20 protein-coding genes and 1 pseudogene are annotated in these 20,596 nt (G+C 69.2%); 6 read left to right on the forward strand and 15 right to left on the reverse strand.

Annotated elements, in window-relative coordinates; translation table 11 throughout:
* Positions 1-73: 73 nt before the first annotated feature.
* The 8 genes and pseudogenes from ACRSBM_RS33490 to ACRSBM_RS33525 form a co-directional block, all read right to left on the reverse strand.
* Positions 74-706, reverse strand: a complete 633-nt coding sequence (locus ACRSBM_RS33490; RefSeq protein ID WP_434449753.1) for a Uma2 family endonuclease — start codon at positions 704-706, stop codon at positions 74-76.
* A gap of 531 nt (positions 707-1,237) precedes the next feature.
* Positions 1,238-4,174, reverse strand: coding sequence for a BTAD domain-containing putative transcriptional regulator (locus ACRSBM_RS33495; RefSeq protein WP_434449755.1), 2,937 nt, complete (start codon positions 4,172-4,174; stop codon positions 1,238-1,240).
* Positions 4,165-4,752: a nitroreductase family protein gene (locus tag ACRSBM_RS33500; RefSeq protein ID WP_434449758.1), complete on the reverse strand. Its 588-nt coding sequence runs from the start codon at positions 4,750-4,752 to the stop codon at positions 4,165-4,167. Before ACRSBM_RS33500 ends, ACRSBM_RS33495 begins: the two co-directional genes overlap by 10 nt.
* Before the next feature lie 54 nt (positions 4,753-4,806).
* Complete coding sequence (locus ACRSBM_RS33505; RefSeq protein ID WP_434449761.1) at positions 4,807-5,337, reverse strand: DUF742 domain-containing protein; 531 nt, start codon at positions 5,335-5,337, stop codon at positions 4,807-4,809.
* Positions 5,334-5,732, reverse strand: a complete 399-nt coding sequence (locus ACRSBM_RS33510; RefSeq protein ID WP_434449763.1) for a roadblock/LC7 domain-containing protein — start codon at positions 5,730-5,732, stop codon at positions 5,334-5,336. The genes ACRSBM_RS33505 and ACRSBM_RS33510 overlap by 4 nt, the downstream gene beginning before the upstream one ends.
* Entirely contained in the window at positions 5,729-7,846 is a 2,118-nt protein-coding gene (locus tag ACRSBM_RS33515) for a sensor histidine kinase (protein ID WP_434449766.1), read from the reverse strand. The genes ACRSBM_RS33510 and ACRSBM_RS33515 overlap by 4 nt, the downstream gene beginning before the upstream one ends.
* Positions 7,846-7,971 carry an MFS transporter small subunit gene (locus ACRSBM_RS33520; protein WP_434449769.1) on the reverse strand — a complete coding sequence of 42 codons (126 nt, stop codon included), beginning with the start codon at positions 7,969-7,971 and terminating at the stop codon, positions 7,846-7,848. The genes ACRSBM_RS33515 and ACRSBM_RS33520 overlap by 1 nt, the downstream gene beginning before the upstream one ends.
* A 122-nt stretch (positions 7,972-8,093) precedes the next feature.
* Positions 8,094-9,440, reverse strand: a pseudogene (locus ACRSBM_RS33525) (OFA family MFS transporter); the annotation flags it as partial.
* A gap of 274 nt (positions 9,441-9,714) precedes the next feature.
* Between ACRSBM_RS33525 and ACRSBM_RS33530 the strand changes: the two are divergent.
* Both ACRSBM_RS33530 and ACRSBM_RS33535 read left to right on the forward strand, forming a co-directional pair.
* On the forward strand, positions 9,715-10,131 hold the full coding sequence (locus ACRSBM_RS33530; protein WP_434449771.1) for a DUF485 domain-containing protein: 417 nt from the start codon (positions 9,715-9,717) through the stop codon (positions 10,129-10,131).
* Positions 10,132-10,134: 3 nt separating this feature from the next.
* Positions 10,135-11,715, forward strand: a complete 1,581-nt coding sequence (locus ACRSBM_RS33535; RefSeq protein ID WP_434449773.1) for a solute symporter family protein — start codon at positions 10,135-10,137, stop codon at positions 11,713-11,715.
* Positions 11,716-11,729: 14 nt separating this feature from the next.
* Here the strand turns inward: ACRSBM_RS33535 and ACRSBM_RS33540 are convergent, their stop codons facing one another.
* Genes ACRSBM_RS33540 through ACRSBM_RS33550 form a run of 3 tightly spaced genes read right to left on the reverse strand, consistent with a single transcriptional unit; the run spans position 11,730 to position 14,334 of the window.
* Entirely contained in the window at positions 11,730-12,377 is a 648-nt protein-coding gene (locus ACRSBM_RS33540) for a response regulator (RefSeq protein ID WP_434453329.1), read from the reverse strand.
* Entirely contained in the window at positions 12,374-13,843 is a 1,470-nt protein-coding gene (locus tag ACRSBM_RS33545) for a sensor histidine kinase (RefSeq protein ID WP_434449775.1), read from the reverse strand. The genes ACRSBM_RS33540 and ACRSBM_RS33545 overlap by 4 nt, the downstream gene beginning before the upstream one ends.
* An 8-nt stretch (positions 13,844-13,851) precedes the next feature.
* Complete coding sequence (locus ACRSBM_RS33550) at positions 13,852-14,334, reverse strand: phosphatase PAP2 family protein (RefSeq protein ID WP_434449778.1); 483 nt, start codon at positions 14,332-14,334, stop codon at positions 13,852-13,854.
* 89 nt (positions 14,335-14,423) lie between these two features.
* Between ACRSBM_RS33550 and ACRSBM_RS33555 the strand changes: the two genes are divergently transcribed.
* Positions 14,424-15,551 (forward strand): MFS transporter, encoded by a 1,128-nt coding sequence (locus ACRSBM_RS33555; RefSeq protein ID WP_434449781.1) that lies wholly within the window; start codon positions 14,424-14,426, stop codon positions 15,549-15,551.
* Here the strand turns inward: ACRSBM_RS33555 and ACRSBM_RS33560 are convergent.
* Entirely contained in the window at positions 15,482-16,051 is a 570-nt protein-coding gene (locus tag ACRSBM_RS33560; protein ID WP_434449784.1) for a DinB family protein, read from the reverse strand. The genes ACRSBM_RS33555 and ACRSBM_RS33560 overlap by 70 nt on opposite strands.
* Positions 16,052-16,188: 137 nt before the next feature.
* Here ACRSBM_RS33560 and ACRSBM_RS33565 point away from each other — a divergent pair, with 137 nt between their 5' ends.
* Together ACRSBM_RS33565 and ACRSBM_RS33570 are read left to right on the forward strand one after the other, a co-directional pair.
* A complete protein-coding gene (locus ACRSBM_RS33565; protein WP_434449787.1) occupies positions 16,189-16,383 on the forward strand; it encodes a hypothetical protein in 195 nt (64 codons plus the stop codon).
* Between the two features lie 180 nt (positions 16,384-16,563).
* Positions 16,564-17,082, forward strand: a complete 519-nt coding sequence (locus ACRSBM_RS33570) for a DinB family protein (protein WP_434449789.1) — start codon at positions 16,564-16,566, stop codon at positions 17,080-17,082.
* Between the two features lie 79 nt (positions 17,083-17,161).
* Here the strand turns inward: ACRSBM_RS33570 and ACRSBM_RS33575 are convergent, their stop codons facing one another.
* Entirely contained in the window at positions 17,162-18,742 is a 1,581-nt protein-coding gene (locus ACRSBM_RS33575; RefSeq protein WP_434449792.1) for a sulfatase-like hydrolase/transferase, read from the reverse strand.
* 77 nt (positions 18,743-18,819) lie between these two features.
* Between ACRSBM_RS33575 and ACRSBM_RS33580 the strand changes: the two genes are divergently transcribed.
* Positions 18,820-19,482 carry a RibD family protein gene (locus tag ACRSBM_RS33580; RefSeq protein ID WP_434449793.1) on the forward strand — a complete coding sequence of 221 codons (663 nt, stop codon included), beginning with the start codon at positions 18,820-18,822 and terminating at the stop codon, positions 19,480-19,482.
* Here ACRSBM_RS33580 and ACRSBM_RS33585 read toward each other — a convergent pair.
* Positions 19,463-19,864, reverse strand: coding sequence for a DoxX family protein (locus ACRSBM_RS33585; RefSeq protein WP_434449796.1), 402 nt, complete (start codon positions 19,862-19,864; stop codon positions 19,463-19,465). The two genes, ACRSBM_RS33580 and ACRSBM_RS33585, sit on opposite strands and share 20 nt — an antisense overlap.
* Positions 19,857-20,591: a CDP-alcohol phosphatidyltransferase family protein gene (locus tag ACRSBM_RS33590; protein ID WP_434449798.1), complete on the reverse strand. Its 735-nt coding sequence runs from the start codon at positions 20,589-20,591 to the stop codon at positions 19,857-19,859. Before ACRSBM_RS33590 ends, ACRSBM_RS33585 begins: the two co-directional genes overlap by 8 nt.
* Positions 20,592-20,596: the final 5 nt, after the last annotated feature.

The raw sequence follows: 20,596 nt of genomic DNA on the forward strand, positions 1-20,596 counted from the left end.
GGTGGAACCTTGATCCACACGTTCGTAGACCGTTGTCGCCCGATCAGCTCAATCCGCGGCCGCCGACAAGCACTCAGCGCACGAGTGACTGGGCGCTCAGCTTCACCGCGAACGGGAACCGCAACTCGATGATCTCTTCGCCGTCCGAACGGGCCTGTTCGACGTAGACACCGTTTTCGAGATGCAGGCACCGCACCCACGGACTGTCGTAGTCGATCATCCAGTAGTTCTCGCAACCGACTTCCTGGAACTTCGCCCGTTTGAGTTCGAGGTCGACGTGCCGCGTGCGGGGAGAAAGAACCTCGACCGCCAGCACGGGCGGTCCCATGAGCGCCTGCTTCGTGAACTGCTCGCGCCGGCCGACCACCAGATCGGGAATGAAGACCGTGTCGTCGGCGAGCACGACATCGACCGGAGCGGGGAGGACCTCGAGCTCCGGCGGGCAGACAGCCGTCAGCGCCACCAGTAGGCGGGCGACGACGCGCTGGTGTACGGGGCGGGGTGAGGGGCTCATGAGCAACACCCCGTCGACGAGTTCGAAACGGTGCCCGTCATCAGGCATCGCCTCCAAGTCCGCCCACGTCAGCGGTCTGCCGTGGGGAAACGTCGGGACACCACCCATGGTGCGTTCCACCCCCTGGTCGAGGCCACCGTCCGCCGGGCGGACCCCGGCGATGCCATTAGACAAGACTGGTCCGATTCTCACGACTCGCAAGCCCCTTTTGGCCGACGTCGCACCACTGCACGCACACGTCTCCGTGACCACCGCCCCGGAGGGTGAAGACCCGCTGCTCTGACCGTGGACACGGACACCCCGATGGAGCAGCCTTTGGTCGCGATCGAACAAGCGGCTAATTTTCGATCAATTTTCAGGTGATTTTCGGTAACGCCTGGCAATTGCTCGCGAATGCGACCCTAACGGAATCTTACGAGTCAGCCAAGCAGTCCGTTGGAGCAATAGCTCACGAGTACCTCACACTCCGATGATCAAAACGTTGGCGGAGTGCTTTCCACCGCATTCCGGCGGGGGTGTGATCGCGGTGGGGACGGCGTGGGGACGGCCTTCCCCACCCTCGGTGGCATCACCACCGAGGGGAGCAGGGGATGCGCAGGACGTCGGAAAGGATCAGGCAGTGGGTGGCTTTCGCCGTGGTGGCGGCGGCCGTGGTCACGCTGGTGGCGCTGGGGCTTTCGCTCTAGGGCCCGTATCGGAGTCCCGTTCGACGAGAGTCGCGCCTCAGGCCCGGCTATCGCGAACATGGACTTCGATACGGGCCCTGGCCAGGGTCTGCCGCGCGAAGGCGATGGCGCGCGGCTGTCCCCCGCGCTCGGCGGCCGCCACCGCCTCCTCGCCGTACCGGACGGCGGTGTCCCGGTCACCGAGTGCCAGGTGCACGGCGGAAAGCTGCGCGAGCACCCGGTTCTCACTCCACCAGCGGCGCGCCCGCGCGACCACCGAACACCGCCGCAGGTACCCGAGCGCCTCGTTCATCCGGCCATTCACCTGGGCGTCGAGTGCCAGGCACACGAGCAACGCGGCCTGTCCGATGTGGTCGCGGAGGTTCTCCAGCAACGCGAGCACCGCCTGGTCGTCGGGCAGGTTCGTGTACGCCCGGCACAGCCTCGTCACCTCACGCGCCCGCTCGCCCGCGGCGGTCAGGTCGCCCATCTCGTAACGCCAGTAGGCGAAGTCGGCCACGGCGAGCGCTTCGCCGCGCCGGTCACCGGACTCGCGGTAGGCGGCCAGCGACCGTTCCGCGCAGGCCAGGGACTCCTCGTCGTTGAACGAGTCGAAGTGCACGTGGGCGATGTTGTGCAACGTCACCGCGACCTCGCGCACGTCGTCGCCCACCAACGCGACCGCCTCCCACATGTGTTCGAGGGCCTGCTCGGTCCGCCCCAGCTCGGCATGGTTGACGCCGATGTTGTGCAACGCGTTCGCCACCCCGGTCGGGGCGCCCGCCTGCCGCATCAGCGCGAGGCCACGTTCGAAGTACTCCATCGACTTGTCGTACTCACGCCGTTCTCGCGCGATCATGCCGAGCAACCCCATCGCCGACGCCTCCCCGCGCAGATCGCCGATCTGCCGCATGAGGCCGAGCGCCTCGTGCAGGTGCTCCTCCGCCTTCGGGTTGCCGTCGTCCATGTACGCCGATCCCAAGCCCCGCAGGGCTTCCGCGCGCGCCTTCAGGTCACCGAGCGCGCGTGCGGCCGCGAGCGCGACGCTCTGCAGCTCGACCCGTTCCCGCCATAATCCGCGCAGCCACAGGTAGTGCGAGAACCGGTGCGGCAGCTGCCACGCGTGCTGATAGTGCCCCTCGTAGGCGGCCAGGTAGACGGCGGCCCGCAGGTTCAGCCGCTCCGCCTCCTGCCACGCCAGCGCCTCGGCCGGTGTGGCGAACACGGGCGGGTCGACCGGCTCGTGCGTGACGGCGGAGTGGAACTGCGGGCGGCCGGGCGCGATCCGCGCGGCGGAGGCCTCCACGCTGTGCAGGTAGTGGTCGAGGATGCGGACGATCGCCTCGCCGCGCTCCGCCGGGTCGACCGCCGCTTTCGCGTGATCGGCCAGGAGGTCGTGGAACCGGTAGCGCCCGTTCTCCTGCTGCTGCACCAGGTGCGCGTCCAGCAGCTCGTCCAGCAACCGTTCGGCTTCCGCCCGCGTGGAGCCGATCACCGCCGCGGCGAGGTGGGCGTCCCAGTCCTCCCCGGTGTGCAGGCCCAGGCGCCGGAACAACCGCTGCTGCTCGGGCGTGAGTTGCTGATAGGACAAGGCGAACGCGTCCGCGACGCTGCGTTCGCCCGCCGTCAGCTCCGTCAGCCGATGCTCGGTGAGGCGGCGGACGAGGTCCTGCGCGGACCACGCGGGCCGGGTGCGCCAGCGGGCACCGACGATCCGCACCGCGAGTGGCAGGTAACCGCAGAGCCGGACGATCTCGCGGGCGGAGCCGGGGTCCTGGTCCACCTTCGCGCGTCCGGCGATGCTCGCGAGGAGCTTCAGCGAGTCCTCTTCGGACAGTACGTCGAGCGAGATCGTGTGGGCGGCGTCGAGGTCGACGAGCCTGCGCCTGCTGGTGACCAGGACCAGGCCGGTGCCGGGCAGCAGCGGGCGGACCTGGGCCGCGCTGCCCGCGTTGTCGAGCACGACGAGTGCCTTGCGGTGCGCCATTTCCGCCCGCCACCGGGCGGCGCGGGCGTCGAGGCCGTCCGGGATGTCCTGCGCGGGCACGCCGAGCGCGGTCAGCAACGCCAGCAGCGCGTCCGCCGGGGTGCGCGGTTCGACGCCCGCGGTGTAGGAGTGCAGGTCGACGAACAGTTGCGCGTCCGGGAACCGCGCGGCGAGCCGGTGGGCAGCGCGGACGGCGAGGGTGGTTTTGCCGATGCCCGCCATGCCGTCGATCGCGGTGATCGCGACGCAGCCGGACGGTACGGCGGCGATGATCTCGCCGAGGTCGGCGGCGCGGCCGGCGAAGTCCGCGATGTCACCGGGCAGGTCGTTGCGCGTGCGCGGGCGGTTGTCGGCGGTGAGCACCTGCTGGTGGGCCTGCTGGAGGTCCCTGCCGGGGTCGAGGCCGAGCTCGTCGGCGAGCCTGCCGCGGATGTCGTCGTAGGCCTGCAACGCCTCGGTCTGCCGGTCGCAGCGGTGCAGCGCCACGATCAGCTGAGCCCACATGCGTTCCCTGGTGGGGTGCTGGAGGGTGAGCGAGCGCAGTTCGGGGACCAGTCGCTCGTGCAGGCCCTTCCGCAGGTCGTGCTCGATCCGCGCTTCCAGTGTCGTCAGGTACTTCTCGGTCAGCGCGGGCGCGTGGTCTCGTTCGAGCGCGTCGCTGCCGATGTCGGCGAACGGGCGGCCGCGCCAGAGCCGCAGGGCCTCGTGCGGTTCCAGCCGGTCGAACCGGTGGACGTCGACCTCGTCGGGCCGCACGTCGAGCAGGTACCCGCCCGGCCTGGTCACGACCAGCCCGGGCAGGACCTCACGCAGCCGTCCGACCGTGGTCTGCAGGGCGTTGCGCGACCCGCCGGTCAGGTCGAGGAGCTCGTCGATCCCGACCACCTGGCCGGGCCGCAGCAGGAGCGCGGCGAGCACCACGCGCCGCTTGCCCGGCGGGATGTGGACGCGGCGCCCGTCGAGCACCACGTCCAACGGCCCGAGCAGGCCGAACGACCTCACTTCCACTGACCCCAGTGCACGACCTCGTCGAACGGCAACCGCTTGCGGGTGCGCGGCGACGCCCCCTCGGAGACGCCGTCCTCGGCGGGGTGACCGATCGCGATCATGCCGATCGGCACGTAGATGTCCGGCACGCCGAACGCGGCGCGCAGCTGCGGCCAGGTGTCCTTGTCCGTCCCGAAGAACACCGCGCCGAGCCCCTCGTCGACGGCGGTCTGCAGGATCAGCAACGCGGCCATGCCGGTGTCGATGTCCCAGTAGGGCACCGGCCAGTGGTCCTCGCTGCGGTCCGTCCAGCCCTTGTCGGCCTGCGCGTACCGGTCGAGGTAGACGTCCTTGGCCGAGAACGGGATGACGACGACGGGCGCCGTCTTCGCGTCCTCCCCGCCCCACCACTCGAACATCTCGGTGAGCCGCTGCAGCGACTCGCCCCGCAGCACCAGGAACCCCTGCCCCTGCGAGAACCCGGCGGACGGGCCGCGCACGGCGTTGCGCATGATCCGCTGGATGCTCTCGTCGCTGACCGGCTCACCGGTGAACCTGCGCACCATGCGCCGGCGGCGGACGACGTCCTGGAACTCCACCCCGTACCTCCCCAGATAGGCCTCCGACCGTAGCAGCGGCTGCGGAGATCCAACTCAGAGACGGCGAAGCCCCGCCAGCACCCGCTCCAGCAGCTGGCCGTCCGGCCGTTCGCCGCCGTAGGACGACGCCGTGCGGTGCACGTCGATCAGCCCGTGCCCGGCCATGTCGCCGAGCAGCACCTTGGTGACGCCCAGCGGCAGCCCGCGCAGGGCGGCGATCTCCGCCACCGAACGCGGCTGCGTGCACAGGGCCAGCACGTCCTGGTGTTCCGGGCGCACGGCGGTGGCCGAGCGCTCGTTCACCGACACCAGGGTCTCGATCTGCAGGTGCACGTCGGAGGTGGTGCGCCCGCCGGTCCACGCGTAGGCGCGCACGATCGACGACGAGGTGTCGTACCCCGTCTCGACCGACGGCAGCGGCGGGACCGGTTCGAACGGCAGCGTGGCGTACGGGTCCGGCTCCGGCGGGGGTTCCGGTGCCCGCTGGGCCTTGGACTTGCCGCGCTTGCGGATCCGTTCGCTGTCGAAGCTGAAACCGCTGATCAGATCACCGAAGTTGACCTGTTCCTCGGGATCCCTGCTCATGCCAGCTCGGCTCGGAGTTCCGGCGTGAGCAACTGACCCACCTGCCGCACGACCACCGTCATCTCGTACGCCACCTGGGCGACGTCGCTCGAGGACGACGCCAGTACCGCGAGGACCGAGCCGTCGCTGATCGACGACAGCAGCATCACGCCCCGGTCCATCTGCACGACGGTGCGGACGACCGACTCACCGGCGAAGGTCTGCGACGCCGAGTCCGCGAGTGAGACCACACCGGCCACGATCGCCGCGAACTGCGGCGCCACGTGCTCGGGCAGCTTGGACGACGAGATCAACACCAAGCCGTCTGCCGAGATCACCACGGCGTGCTCGATGCCGGGTGTGCGTTCGGCGAAGTTGGTGACCAGCCAGCCGAACTGGTCCACCTGCGTGCTCATCGACTCTCCTGGTGGTCGGGAAGGCCGCGTTGCACGCCGCGCTGGAAGGCGTCGAGGAAGCCCCGGGCCGATTCCGGCGTCTGACGTGCGGGTGCGGGGGGAGGCGGCGGCGCGGCGGCGGGCGTCGTCCGCTGGAACCACGACGTCTGCTGCCGATCGATCGCCTCCCCTCGGAAAGACTCCCAGGACTCTTCCCGTTGTGGTGCCAGTTCGGCCGGAACCAACACGATCGCGCGAGTCCCGGTGCCCTGTTTTGCATCCAGACGTACCACGATCTGGTGGCGTGCCGCGAGTCTGCCGACGACGAAAAGTCCCATTTCGCGGAAGACCTGCACGTCCACACCCTCGCCGGCGGCCTCGAGGCGGTGGTTCACGGCGGCCAGTGCCTCGGGGTCGATGCCGATGCCCTGGTCGAGCACGTCGATCTGCACGATGCCGCCCGCCTCGATCGACGCGCTGATCGCGACCTGCGTGTGCGGCGGCGAGAAAGCCGTTGCGTTGTCAAGGAGTTCGGCCAGCAGGCGGACCAGGTCGCTCGCGACGTAACCCACCACTTCGGCGTTCGGCGCGGTGTGCACCATCACCCGCTGGTACTGCTCGATCTCCGCGGCCGCCGCGCGCAGCACGTCGGTGAGCGGGATCGGCTTGTGGAACCGGCGTGCCACGTCGCCGCCGGAGAGCACCATCAGGTTCTCGTTGTTGCGGCGCATGCGGGTGGCGAGGTGGTCGAGCTTGAAGAGGTTCGCGAGCTGGTCCGGGTCCTCCTCGAACTTCTCCAGCTCCTCCATCAGCTTGAGCTGGCGTTCGACGAGACTCTGGCTGCGCCGCGAGAGGTTCACGAAGATGTTGCGCATGTTCGCGCGCATCGCGGCCTGCTCGATGACCGACTTCACGGCCTGCTGGTGCACCGCGTCGAACGCGCGCGCCACCTGGCCGAACTCCTCGGTCGTGTGCACCGGGACCGGCTCGATCTCCGTGCTGCCGCGTCCGGTCGCGACCATTTCGGGAAGTTTGTCCCATGCCACGTCGAGCGCGGAGCGGCGCAGCGCGTTCAGCGACCGCGTCAGGTAGCGGCCGACGACGAACCCGATGGTGGCGGCCAGGATCAGGGTGGCGAAGAGGATGACCGACGCCGTGCCCGCCTGGTCGCTGGTCTCGTCGCGCAGCCGGTTCGCGGTGCCGAGCAGGTCGTTCTGCAGACCCTGCACCACGTTGTCCATCGAGGTCGCGACCGCGCCGGAGGCCTGGCTCCAGTCCGCCGCCGCGATCGGGATCGGCTTGGGCTTGGCGCTGTTGTTGTTGCCGGTGTTGTTGTTCCCGGTGTTGTTGCCCGCGTTCGGACCGTCCGAGGTCGGGTGCAGCATCGCGGCCGTGAGCATCTTGCGGTGCGACTCGATGTCCGGGCCGTTGAACTTCGTCTTCCAGTGCGAGTCCAGCTGACCCGGCGTCGCGAGCGCCGCGAACTCGCTCGCGATGTAGCCGAGCCGGACGTTCGACTCGACGAGTTCGCGCACCTCGGCGTTGGTGAGCTGGCCGCGGGTGAGCCCGGTCAGCACGACCGACTGCTGGTACAGGACCTCCTCCTGCACGTGCAGCGCGTGGTGCATGCCCATCGCCGTACGGGCGAGCACGGCGTCGCCGAACTCGCTGGCGAGCACCTCGTCCACCTCGAGCATCGACTCGACGACGCCGGTGTAGCGCGTGACCGAGCCCGGCACGTCGCCGGTCTGCCCGCGCAACGCGGGGAGTTCGCCGATCTTGGCGGTGACCTCCTCCACGCGGGCGGCCATGGCCTCGCTGAACGACGTCTTGCCGAGCTGCCCGCGCACCACCTCCTGCGCTTCGTCCGTGCGGCGCGCCTGGTCGGCGAGTGCCTCGGGCCCGGCGCCCTCGGCGACGATCCGGCGCTCCTGCTGCACGCCCTCGATCAGGGGGATCAGCATGGCGCGGACCTTCACCAGTCGCTGGAACTCCGCGTAGGACTCAGCACGGTCCGTGTAGGACTTGATCTGCAGAACGCCGACGCCCACCGCGATGACGACCGGAACGATCAACACCGCGGCGAGCTTCACCGGCAGGCGCCAGTTGCGCCAGTTGACGAGCGCGTTGAACATCAGACGAAGAGCTTGGCCGCGTTCAGGAAGAGCCGGTACAGGCCGTAGGCGAGCGGAAGGCCCACCCACAGCCACGCGCCGACCAGCAACAACGTGCTTGATCGGGTTTCCTGGGGTGAGCTCACTTCTTCACCACGCCTTCCGCGTCTTCCTTCTCGGCCGTCTCGGCGTTGTCCGCCGCCTCGGCCTCGTTCCACTTGGCGACGGTCGCGTCCTGGTCGGTGACCGGCGAGGGGGTGCCGGTCTCCGCGGCGGCCTTCGGCTCGTGGAACTTCGGGTTGACCGGGCGGATCAACTCGTTCGCGACGAAACCGACGACCAGCAGCGAGATCATGATGTAGAACGACGTGGCGTACAAGTCCGGGCCGGTGTGCCCGGCCTTCTTGCCCGCGTCCGCGATGGCGTTGACGATCAGCGGCCCGAGCACGCCCGCCACCGACCACGCGGTCAGCAGGCGGCCGTGGATCGCACCGACCTGGTACGTGCCGAACAGGTCGCGCAGGTAGGCCGGAACGGTCGCGAAGCCCGCGCCGTAGAACGACAGGATCACCATCGCCGCGATCACGAACAGCGGGGTGCTGGACGAGCCGGCCGTCAGCAGCACCAGGTAGAGCAGCGCGCCGACGCCGAGGTAGAGGCGGTAGATGTTCTTGCGGCCCACGATGTCCGAAGTGGACGACCAGACGAACCGGCCGGCCATGTTCGCGGCGGAGAGCAGCGCGACGAAACCGGTGGCGGCGGTGGCGGCCACCGGCGTCGAGGACTCCTTGAAGAAGTCGACCAGCATCGGCGCGGCCTTCTCCAGGATGCCGATGCCCGCGGTGACGTTGAAGCACAGCACGACCCAGAGCAGCCAGAACTGCGGCGTCCTGATCGCGTTGTTCGCCGAGACGTTGAAGGCGACGCCCGACTTCGGCCTGTCCTTGAGCAGTGCCTCCTTCGCCGCCGTGAACTCCTTGGAGGGCAGGCGGATCAGCAGCACGCCGAGGCTCATGAAGACCGCGTAGGCGATGCCGTGCACGAGGAAGGCCTTGCCGATGCCCGACGTGGTGGTGCCGAACGCCGTCAGCATCGAGGTCGACCAGGGTGACGCGATCAACGCTCCGCCGCCGAAGCCCATGATCGCGATACCGGTCGCCATGCCCGGCCGGTCGGGGAACCACTTGATCAGCGTGGACACCGGCGAGATGTAGCCGATGCCGAGACCGATGCCGCCGATCAGGCCGTACCCCACGACGACGACCCAGTACTGACCGGCCCACACGCCGACCGCCGAGATCAGGAGACCGGAGCAGAAGGCGATCAGGGACATCAGCATGGCCCAGCGCGGGCCCCTGCGCTCCACCGTCGTGCCGAGCACGGCGGCCGAGAGCCCGAGCATCACGATGCCGAGCTGGAAGGGCAGTGCGGACTGCGTTCCCGAGATGCCGAGTGATTTCTCCAACGGCGTCTTGAAGACGCTCCAGGCGTAGGCCTGACCAATGGAGAGATGAATCGCCAGTGCTGCGGGCGGAACGAGCCAGCGGTTCCATCCGGGAGGCGCGACTTGACGTTCGCGCGCTAAGAACCCCACTTTATCCCCAACCGTCACCATAAACGCGGACCGAACGATCCTAGGCCAGGTGCACACGTGCGACAACGGTCTGGACATGTCGTTCACAGTTGCATGTGCCGCAACTCCGGTGATCAGCTTGGTACAATCCCCGGTTCATACCATTTGAGACGAATGTGACGTCCGGCTTTCGCCCGGTTCCGGTCCAGGCGCGTTCCCGCTTTGGTCCGGTTTGGCCCGTTTCCGGCGACTCCGGCACGTTGACTGCACACGTGAGAGCGCTACAGTGGTCGCCGCACACGAGGGGCAGGGGTACATGACCAAGGCGATGAGGTCGCCTGGCGAAGCACAGCACGAGTACCGGGAAATCCGGGGTTTCGCGTCGTTCGACGACCCCGAGGCTTTGTCGTACGTCCATTCGAACGGCAAACCGAACTTCGAGCTGATTCGGCAGACCGACGAATTCCGCACTCTCCGTCGCCGCCTCACGACGTTCATCTTCCCGATGACCGCTCTTTTTCTGACGTCGTACCTGACCTTCGTACTGCTGTCCGCGTACGCGAAAGACTTCGTCAGCACCAAGGTGATCGGTGTGATCAACCTCGGGATCCTGCTGGGCCTCGGACAGTTTGTGACTTCGATCATCATCACGCTCGGTTATGCCCGTTACGCAAAGCGACGGCTGGACCCGCAGCGCAAATTGCTCGCCGAGAAGACGGGCGTCGAGGAGTAAGGCATGCCCACCACCGGCAACCCGGTGCTGAACCTCAGCGTCTTCGCGGTCTTCGTTCTCATCACCCTCTACATCGTCTATCGCGCGAGCAGCCGCAACGTCACGGCGTCGGACTACTACGCCGCGGGCAGCTCGTTCACCGGCGCCCAGAACGGTGTGGCGCTCTCCGGTGACTTCCTGTCCGCCGCGTCGTTCCTCGGCATCTCCGGCGGCATCGCGGCGCACGGCTACGACGGCTTCCTCTACTCGGTCGGCTGGGTCGTCGCGTGGCTCGTCGGCCTGCTGCTGATCGCGGAGGGCCTGCGCAACACCGGCCGCTTCACCGTCGGCGACGTGCTGGCGTTCCGGATGAAGCAGCGGCCGGTCCGCGCGGCCGCGGCGAACGCGACGCTGGTGATCTCGTTCTTCTACATGATCGCGCAGATGGCGGGCGCCGGCGGCCTGATCGCGTTGCTGCTCAACGTGAACTCGGAGTGGGGCCAGGCGCTGCTGATCGCGGTGGTCGGCATGGTCATGGTGCTCTACGTGCTGGTCGGCGGCATGAAGGGCACGACCTGGGTGCAGATCATCAAGGCCGTCCTGCTGCTGCTCTGCGTGACGCTGATGAGCGTCTTCCTGCTCGGCAAGTTCGGCTTCAGCCTGTCGGCGATCATGCAGCAGGCCACCGAGAACAACGAGCTGGGCGAGGCGGTCCTCGACCCCGGCGCGAAGTACGGCTTCAGCGCGATGTCCAAACTGGACTTCGTGTCGCTGGCTCTCTCGCTGGTGCTGGGCATCGCGTCGCTGCCGCACGTGCTGATGCGCTTCTACACCGTGCCGAACGCCGCCGAAGCCCGTCGGTCGGTCGTGTGGGCGACGTGGACGATGGTCATCTTCTACCTCTGCACGCTGGTGATCGGCTTCGGCGCGATGGCCCTGGTCGGCACCGAGAAGATCGCCGCGGCACCGGGCGGCGAGAACTCCGCCGCGCCGCTGCTGGCGTTCGAGATCGGGGGCGCCGTGCTGCTCGGCATCGTGTCCGCCGTGGCGTTCGCGACGATCCTCGCCGTGGTCGCCGGCCTCACGCTGGCCGCCTCCGCCTCGTTCGCCCACGACGTCTACGCGAACGTGATCAAGCGCGGCAACGCCGAGCCGCGCAGGGAGATCCGGGTCGCGCGGCTCACCGCCGTGGTGGTCGGCATCCTGTCGATCCTCGGCGGCATCGCGGCGAACGGGCAGAACGTGGCGTTCCTCGTGTCGCTCGCGCTGGCCCTCGCCGCCTCGGCGAACCTGTCGACGATCCTCTACACGATCTTCTGGCGGCGCTTCAACACCACCGGCACGCTGTGGAGCATCTACGGCGGCCTGGTCTCGTGCCTGGTGCTGATCCTCTTCTCGCCGGTGATGTCCGGCGCGAAGACGTCGATCTTCCCGGAGCTCGACTTCGCGTGGTTCCCGCTCGGCAACCCCGGTCTGGTGTCGATCCCGTTCTCGTTCCTCTGCGGGTTCCTCGCCACGATCTTCTCCCGGCGAGAGCCGGAGATGGAGGCCAAGTCGGCGGAGATGGAGGTCCGGGCGATCTCGGGCATCGGCGCCCGCACCTGATCACCCGCGCCTGATCATTCTGGGATGATCCCCGACTCGTGGGCGATGATCGCGGCCTGCACGCGGTTGCGGACACCGAGCTGCCGCAGGATGGTGCTGACGTACACCTTCACCGTCCCCTCGACGACGTGGATGCGGGCCGCGATCTCGGCGTTCGACAGGCCCGCGCCGACCAGGCCGAGCACCTCTCGCTCCCGTGCCGTCAGGACGGCGATCCGTTGCGTCGCGAGCGGCGTCGGATGTGCGCGCGAGAGCTGGTCCACGACCCGTTTCGCCACCGACGGGGACAGGAACGCACCGCCACCCGCCACGGCACGGACCCCGGAGATGATCTCCTGCGGATCGCCGGTCTTCAGCACGAACCCCGCCGCGCCCTCCCCCAGCGCCCGGCTGATGTAGGCGTCGTCGGCGAACGTCGTCAGCACCAGCGTCTTCGTGCCCGGATGGCACTCGCGGATCACCCTGGCCGCGTCCAGCCCGTCGAGCACGGGCATGCGGATGTCGAGCACGGCGACGTCGGGCCGGTGCCGGGCGACGAGGTCGATCGCCGCGCTGCCGTTCTCCGCCTCCGCGACCACCTCGATGTCGCCGGCGGTCGCGAGCACGGCCTTGACGCCGAACCGGACCACCGGCTCGTCGTCCGCGAGCACGACCCTGATCAACCGCTCCTCCTGGCGAGCCACTGCTTGAACACCAGCCGATCATCCCGGAAGCACAGCTGGTGCAGGTCGTGGCGGGCGCCGTCGAACGGGTTGGCGTGCGTGCTGTAGTAACGGCACTCGGTGCCGGGCGGCGCGGTGACGCCGAGCGGGTTGTCGACGCGGGTGCGCAGCGGCAGGTCGAGGTCGTCCTCGTTCTGCCCGATCTCGGCTCGTTCGAACTGCTGCGCGGTGAGCACGGACGTCGCCGCGTCGAACACCATGTAGCCCGGCACGCCGATCGCGATGCCCGCGCAGACGACCGATGTGATCAGCACAGTGCGTTTCGCGCTCTTGCGGATCTCCTCCTCCGTGCGCTCGCGACGCACGTGCGTGGGCGTTGTCCTCGCGCGCGGGCGTTCCGGCAGCTTCGCCCTGACCTCGAAACCGCCGTCGTCCGAGGGAGCGGCCTCGAACCAGCCGCCGACGAGCGCGACACGTTCGGCCAGGCCCACGAGCCCTTTGCCGCTGCCCACGGCCTGGGTCTTCGGCGCGGGGCCGTTCGTGATGCGCAGTTCGAGGTTCGCGGTGAGGGTGACCGCCACCTTGGCGCCGGGAGCGTGCTTGATCACGTTCGTCAGGGCTTCGGCGGTCACCCGGTGCACGGTCCGGGCGATGATGCCGTCCATCGCCGTCGTGCGCGCGTTGGTGAGCTCGACGTCGAGTCCGCTCCTGGCGACGACCTCCTCGATCGTCGCGACGGGCTCGTCCTCGTCGGCCCGGAGCACCTGCATGACGTCGGCCAGCCGTTCCGCCGCGGCCGTGACGCTGGCCCGCGCGGTCTTGGCGGCCTCCCGTTGCTGTGCGGTCAGCGTCGGTTCCAGCTCCAGCGCACCGACGAGGAGCGCGGCCCGTGCGAGCTCGTGACCGACGAGGTCGTGCATCTCCCCCGCGAGCCGGGCACGCTCCGCGTCACGGGCATTGTCCGCGTCGCGTTCCAGCATCGCCGCGTGCTCCCAGCCCACCTCGCGTAACTCCGCGAACCGACGCCGGAACCGCCCGAACGCCCAGGGCACCACCCCGAGCACCCCGACGCCGGAGGTGACGGCGAGCGCGGTGTCCGACCCGCCGCGTTCGGTCAGCGCGACGACGACACCGGCGATCTCGGCGAGACTCAGGGCGATCGCGGTCGGGCGTGGGTCCGCGGCGTGCCGCCCGGCGAGGAAGCTCGTGACGGCGAGCGCGGGGGCCAGCGCGACCACGCCGATGACGCTGTCGGACTCGACGCGGACGAGGTAACAGACGAGCCACGCGCCGAGCGCGAGACCGAGCGCCACCGCCGGCCGCCGGTTCACGACGACGAGCGCCGCGGCGAGGACCGCCAGGTACAGCACGACTTCCCAGACGGCGAGCCGCCCAGGCCGGGAGGTCGCCGCCGTAGCCACCACCGGCAACGCCGCGCACATCCACAGGACCAGCCGCACCCTCACGGCACCCATCATCGCAGTCGCTGCAGCACAACGGTCGGCGCGTCGTCCGCCCGCGCCCGCTCCCTCCTGGTCAGCAGTACCGCGATCCCCCACGACACCAACGCTCCGAGCGCCAGCCCGGCCAGCACGTCGTGTACATAGTGGACACCGACGACAACCCGCGACGCCGCCGCCGCGAGCGCGCAGACCGCCGCCACCCAGCCGAACGTCCGGTGCAGCGCCCAGATCGCCATCGCCGAGCCGCCGGCCACCACCGAGTGGTTGCTGGGGAACGACCAGTCACCCGGCTCCGGGCACGGTGCCAGCGACGGTGCCGTGCGGCAGGGCCGTTCCTCCTGGACCACGAGCTTGATGACCTCGCTGACCGCATAGGCCACCACCACGCCGGCACCGGCGAGGAAAGCCCTCAGCCGGTGCCGGAACCACAGCACCGCGAACATCACCGCGAACACGCCCAGCACCGCGTCGGTGCCGATCACAAGCCAAGTCACCCAGCCGAAACTACGAAGTTCGCGGTCTTGGCGCCCCTGCCCATCGGAACCGATCGGCCTTTACTTTCGACAGGGTTCACAATGCAGCGATGCTCATCCAGCGCACGGCCATCGCGCTCGTCCAGGTCCTGGGCCTGGCCGTGTGGTTCTCGATGTCCGCCGTGGTTCCCTCGTTGAGGGTCGAGTGGGGCATCAGCGCGGGCGCGGCGGTGTGGCTGACCGCCTCCGTGCAGCTCGGCTTCGTCGCGGGCGCGGTCGGGGCCACGGTGCTCAACCTGGCCGACCGCGTCCGCCCGCACCTGCTGCTCGCCTCGTCGGCGACGGCGGGTGCGGCGCTCACGCTGGTGCTCGGGCTGTTCGTGAACGGGCTGGGCGCCGCGATCCCGTTGCGGTTCCTGACCGGGGTGGCGCTGGCCGGCGTCTACCCGGTGGGCATGAAGCTGATGGCGTCCTGGTCACAGCCCCACAACCGCGGCCGTGCGCTGGGCGTGCTGATCGGGGCGCTGACGCTCGGATCGGCGCTGCCCCACGTGTTCGGGCAGCTGCCGTGGCGTCAGGTGCTGGTGGCCGCGGCCCTGATCGCGTTCGCCGGCGCGGTGGTGGCGGTGGCGTTCGTCCGGCCAGGACCGTTCCTCACCGCCACGACCACGCAGCTCAACCCTCGCTATGCCGTACAGATGTTCCGCGAACGCAAGCCCCGGCTGGTGAACCTCGGCTACTTCGGGCACATGTGGGAGCTGTACGCGCTGTGGACGTGGCTACCGACGTTCCTGCTGAGCTCGCGGGAACCCGTTGGCCTGACGGTGTTCCTGACGATGGGCGTGGCGGGGTTCGCCGGATGTCTCGCGGGCGGCTGGGCGGCGGACCGGTTCGGCCGCGCCCCCGCCGCGGTCGGGGCGTTGACGGTGAGCGGACTTTGCTGCCTGCTCTCACCGCTGGCCTGGGGCACGTCGCTGCTGATCGCGTTCTGCGCGGTGTGGGGCGCCTCGGTGATCGCGGACTCCGGGGTGTTCTCGGCGTCGTTGAGCGAGGTCGCCGACCCGCGCTACGTCGGGACGGCGCTCACCGCGCTGACCGCCGTCGGGTTCGGGCTGACGGTGGTCAGCATCCAGCTCGTTCCGCTGCTCGCCGAGGTCGTGACCTGGCGTTACGCGTTCTTGCTGCTCGTGCCCGGCCCGGTGGTCGGCGCGCTCGCCATGCTCAGGACCAGGTCGTAGTAGCCGTCGGGGTTGTCCGCGCCGGACCGCCCGTCGATCAGCTCCCGCACGATGTCGCAGTGCCCGGCGTGCTGTGCCGTCTCGGCGACGACGCGGACGAGCAGGTGCCCGAACGTGGTGCCGCGGCGTTCCCGCGGCCACCACGGCACCGAGCCCGGCGCGTCCAGCGGCAGTTCCGCGATCGAGGAGTCGGAGTGCCTCCAGGCCTGGCGGTACAGGTCGACGATGTACTCACGGCTCTCGGTGGGCTTGGCCCACATGTCGCCGTTCTCCCAGACCGACCCGTCCTCGTTCCACGGCAGCGTGACCGGTGCGGGACGGCCCACGCAGTCGCCGAGGTAGCCGAACTCGATGCCGACCAGGTGCTTCACCAGACCGAGCAGGTTGGTGCCGCTGGGCACGAGCGGGCGGCGCACGTCGAACTCGGCCAGTCCGTCCAATGAGGACAGGATCGAGTCGCGCGAGTCTTGCAGGTAGCGCTGGAGGTCCTCGGCAATCATGCTCCGACACTAATGCCGCCGTGCCGCGACGTCGTTGGGTTTCGCGCAGGGGACGAACCTGGTCACGCTCTGCAGTCGTGGTTCCGAATGGAGCAGTGCTGACGTTTGCGGGCCCGGCTCGCAGGTAACCACGAGGCATGACCGAACACCAGCAGTTCACCACGCCCGAGGGTGGCGGCGAGCCGGTCGACACCGAGCCGGACGCGGTCGCGGTGGCCGAGGACGGCGAGCACGTCACCGCCCCTGAGGAGACCGCGATGCACATCGAGGAGACCGAGGAGGGCGGCGGCCGGGTCGACCGGCCGGACGACGGTTACTTGGAGAGCCCGTGAGCCCAGCTCAGGCGCCCCGGCGCTTCCCTCGGGTTCAGCCCCGGCCAGGTACTGCCTACTCGTTCAAAACACAGCCCGCACTCAAGTTTCGCTAGAGCCGCCGCTCGTCTAGGACACAAGCTGACCTCAAGTGGTCCTACAGTCCTTCATGTCGGGACAAACGAGCGAAGGACAGAAGCGATGACCACCACCGAGATCCTCACCGGCGAGCGCGCGGACCTCCTCGAGACCCTGCGGCAGCACCGCTGGTTCCTGACGTTCACCGCGCAGGGCCTGACCGACGAGCAGGCGGCGGCGAGTCCGACCGCCAGCGCGTTGTGCATCGGCGGCCTGATCAAGCACGTCGCGTCGGTCGAGGAGAACTGGGTCAAGTTCATCGAGCACGGCACGTCCGCCATGGAGTCCGACCCCGAGTCGACGGACTACGAGAACCACGCGGCGAACTTCCGGATGGAGCCGGGCGAGACGCTGGAGGGCATCATCGCCCGGTACAACGAGGTCGCGGCCTACACCGACAAGCTCGTCGAGACGGTCGACCTGGACCTGTCGCACGCGCTGCCGGCCGCCCCGTGGTTCCCCGAGGGCAAGACGTGGTCGGCGCGGCGGGTGTTCGTGCACATCGTCGCCGAGACCTCGCAGCACGCGGGGCACGCGGACATCATCCGCGAGACGATCGACGGCCAGAAGACGATGGGCTAGGGCGCGTCCCGCAAGTCTCGTCCGCGATAGTCGCGGCCGAGGGCCGTGACTCTCATCGAACGGACTCACGGGACACGCTCTAGGGCTTCGGCGGGCTGAAGGCCGAGAGGAACTGGTCCCGGAAGTCGCTCATCCGCGACACCGGGGCCGACCCTCCCGGTTTGATGCCGTCGTGCCACTGCCAGCCCTCGACCCGCTGCAGCACCGCCGGGTCCTTGGCCACGATGGTGATCGGCACGTCCCGCGAGGCTCCCTCGCCGGTCACCATCTGCGCCGGCTGGTGGTCGCCGAGGAACACGAACACCAGGTTCTCGTCGCCGTACCGTTCCAGGTACGAGATCACCGACTCCAGCGAGTACGTGACGGAGTGCGCGTAGTCGGCGCGCACGGCCGCCGGGTCGCGGCCGAAGATGGACTCCGGCGGGTCGTTCGAGGCGGGCATCGTCGAGTAGATCGCGCCGTCGCCCAGCTGCTCCCACCCGACGAAGTCCGGCGTCGGCGACCACGGCGCGTGTGAGGACACCATCGGGATCGCCGCCATCACCGGGCCGTGCGCCTGGGAGCGCTCGGCGCGCTGGAACGACTCCAACGTGAACTGGTCCGGCGTCGTGGCGTAGCCGAAGCGCGGGCCGGTGTACCCGAGGTCGGCGGCGGCGTAGATCTCGTCGTAGTGGAAGAAGTCGCCTTCCGGCCACGCCTGGGTGATGCCGGGGACGACGCCGACCGAGCGCCACGACGCCTCGCGGAACGCCCGCGGCAGGGTCAGCCGGTCGGACGCCACGAGGTTGCGGTACCGCTGCTGGTTGTCGATCCACAGCCCGGACAGCAGGGTCGCCTGCGCCATCCAGCTGCCGCCACCGGCGGTCGGGGAAGTCAGGTAGGCCGAGCGGGCCGCGTACCCGGCCGCCTTCAGCCGTGCGTCGCCGTCGGTCAGTTTCGCGGCGACGTCCGGCAGGTCGAGGGCCGACTTGCCGTAGCTCTCCACGAACGTGAAGACGACGTCCTTGCCCTGCAACGAGGACAACAGGCCAGGATGTCCGCGGAACGCGTCGACCGAAGCCTCCGCCGCGAACTTCTCCTGGTCGTGCAGCCCGGCCTGAACGCGCCGCGCGTGATCGACCAGCGACGTGGCCGCGGCGTCGGAGTAGACCGGGATGCCGGGCATCGCGAGCGACACGCACGCCACGGCCGCCAGCGCCACCGCGCGGATCGCGACAGGGCGCCGTCCGGCGGCGGCGGAACCGAGCCGCTGCACCGAGATCGCCGCCGCGAACACGATCCCGCCGGCCAGCGCGACCGCGAGGCCGACGGCGAGGACCGAGGCGAACCGGCCGAACGTCACGTCCACGAAGTCGATGGCGGGCACCAGCAGCGGCCAGTCCAGCACGAGGTCGAACGGCCGGTACAGCACCAGGTCGAAGCCGATGTCCATGATCTTCACGACCGTGAACAACCCCAGCGCCACCCCACCGGCGATGGCGACGGGCCGGCGGAACCGGTCCGGCAGCAGCACCAGCACCATGACGCCGACCAGGCCTTCGAGCGGTACCCGCAGGAACGCCTCGAACGTGAACTTCTCCAGGTCGCTCGGTGCGATGAGCACGAACAACACGAACAGGCCTGCCAGGACCGTGGCCGTCCGCCGCAGCAACACCTTCACCGAGAATCCCCTTTCCTGCCCTCTGAGGTAAACGCGGCACGGCCCGCGACCGGTTCAACTGCTCTACGATCGAGTTCGTGACCCGACCGCACGTTCTGCTGAGCGTCGCCGTCAGCCTCGACGGCCACATCGACGATCGCGGCACCGAGAGGTTTCCGCTTTCCAACGCGGAGGACTTCGACCACGTCGACCGGATGCGCGCGGAGTCGGACGCGATTCTGGCCGGGGCCGAGACGTTACGCCGTGACAACGCGCGTCTGCTCGTCTACAGCGACGAGCGGCGCGCGCGGAGAATAGCCGAGGGCAAACCGGAGTTCCCGCTGCGCGTCACGGTCACCAGGAGCGGCGATCTGGACCCTGAGCTGCGGTTCTGGCACTGCGGAGGTGAGCGGCTGGTCTACTCGCGCAGCCCTGCGACCACGGTCGGCCACCTCGCCGAAACGAAGACCTTCAGCGCATTCTCGGAGATTCTCGACGATCTCGGCGCACGCGGGGTGAGAAAGCTCATGGTCGAAGGCGGCACGAGTATTCACACCGCGTTCCTCGAAGCCGGACTGGCCGACGAGATCCGGGTGGCGGTGGCGCCGATGCTGATCGGGCAGGCGACGGCGCCGCGTTTCGTGAATCCCGCCGAATTCCCCGGTGGACCGGCACGCCGATTCCACCTGGAGGACGTCACGAAAGTCGGGGACGTCGCGGTGCTGCGTTACTTCCCGAAGGTCACCTCTTCGCCGGCCTGAACACACCGAAGATCTGCTCGCGGCGGTAGATCGCGATCACCAGCGCCCACACCATGAAGATCAACGGCATCGTGGCGGCGTCGAGACCGCCGTTCGTGACCAGGACCATCTCGGTGAGCGCGGCACCGGCCATGATGCCCGCGAGGCCCAGCGCCGCGAGGCCGCAGATCCGCGGGACGAGCAACCCGATCGCGGTGGCGATCTCCAGCACACCGGTGAAGTAGCGGAACCACTGACCGAAGCCGATGTCGTCGAACTTCGCGACGAACTGGTCGGTGAACAACGCGTAGCCGTTCATCACGAACTGCACGGCGAGCACGATCTGCAGGATCCAGACGACGATGTTGCCGATCTTCGCCGCGGTAGAGGTCTGCTCAGACATGCCGGGATCCTCCCACCGAAACGGCGGAGTTGGTCCACAGCCACAGCACATCGCGACCGAACGACCACACCAGCGATGCCAGCGCGAGACCGACGAGCGCCGGCGCGAAGAGGAGCAGGCCCGAAGCCGCCACGACGAGGAAGATGCCCTGCACCGCGGCCACGACCTTGCGCGCGTAGCTGGCGGGCAGCGGCGCGTTCATCCACCGCAGGCGCCACGACGCGGCGACGAACACGTACCGCATGAGCCCGATCGCGAGCACCCACGGACCCATGTGCACGGCGACGTACGCGCTGAGCACGAGGATCAGGAACGCGTCGACCTCCATGTCGAACCGCGCGCCCAGCGCGGTCGAGGTGCCCGTGCGGCGGGCGACCTGGCCGTCCACCCAGTCGAGGGACAGCGCGACGGCCGCCAGCGTCACGACCAGCGCGACCGGCACGTCCTGGCCGGCGCGGTCGGCGACCAGCGCGGTCACCACGCCGACCATGAGGCCCCTGGCCAGCGTGACCCGGTCAGCGGGCCCCAGCGCCGCCGTCCGGTGGCGTTGCATGCCGTAGCCGAGGAACGCCCAGGTGGCGAACCCGTAGGCGAGACCGGCGGCCCAGCCGAGCGGGCCGAGTCCGGCCGTGGCACCGGCCACGCCCAGCGCGAGGACCTGAAGGCCCGCCCAGATGGCAGGCTCCCGCAGGACGGGCGCGGTCCTGGTGTGCTGAAGTGTGATCATCAGGT

It is taken from the genome of Lentzea xerophila (assembly GCF_051094245.1).
Lineage (GTDB): Bacteria > Actinomycetota > Actinomycetes > Mycobacteriales > Pseudonocardiaceae > Lentzea > Lentzea xerophila.

What these genes read in the sequence shown, in the direction of transcription:
- ACRSBM_RS33505 (WP_434449761.1), bottom strand. Translation starts at nt 5,337, where the DNA reads ATGAGCAGGGATCCCGAGGAACAGGTCAACTTCGGTGATCTGATCAGC.
- ACRSBM_RS33510 (WP_434449763.1), bottom strand. Translation starts at nt 5,732, where the DNA reads ATGAGCACGCAGGTGGACCAGTTCGGCTGGCTGGTCACCAACTTCGCC.
- ACRSBM_RS33515 (WP_434449766.1), bottom strand. Translation starts at nt 7,846, where the DNA reads ATGTTCAACGCGCTCGTCAACTGGCGCAACTGGCGCCTGCCGGTGAAG.
- ACRSBM_RS33530 (WP_434449771.1), top strand. Translation starts at nt 9,715, where the DNA reads ATGACCAAGGCGATGAGGTCGCCTGGCGAAGCACAGCACGAGTACCGG.
- ACRSBM_RS33535 (WP_434449773.1), top strand. Translation starts at nt 10,135, where the DNA reads ATGCCCACCACCGGCAACCCGGTGCTGAACCTCAGCGTCTTCGCGGTC.
- ACRSBM_RS33555 (WP_434449781.1), top strand. Translation starts at nt 14,424, where the DNA reads ATGCTCATCCAGCGCACGGCCATCGCGCTCGTCCAGGTCCTGGGCCTG.
- ACRSBM_RS33560 (WP_434449784.1), bottom strand. Translation starts at nt 16,051, where the DNA reads ATGATTGCCGAGGACCTCCAGCGCTACCTGCAAGACTCGCGCGACTCG.
- ACRSBM_RS33565 (WP_434449787.1), top strand. Translation starts at nt 16,189, where the DNA reads ATGACCGAACACCAGCAGTTCACCACGCCCGAGGGTGGCGGCGAGCCG.
- ACRSBM_RS33570 (WP_434449789.1), top strand. Translation starts at nt 16,564, where the DNA reads ATGACCACCACCGAGATCCTCACCGGCGAGCGCGCGGACCTCCTCGAG.
- ACRSBM_RS33585 (WP_434449796.1), bottom strand. Translation starts at nt 19,864, where the DNA reads ATGTCTGAGCAGACCTCTACCGCGGCGAAGATCGGCAACATCGTCGTC.
- ACRSBM_RS33590 (WP_434449798.1), bottom strand. Translation starts at nt 20,591, where the DNA reads ATGATCACACTTCAGCACACCAGGACCGCGCCCGTCCTGCGGGAGCCT.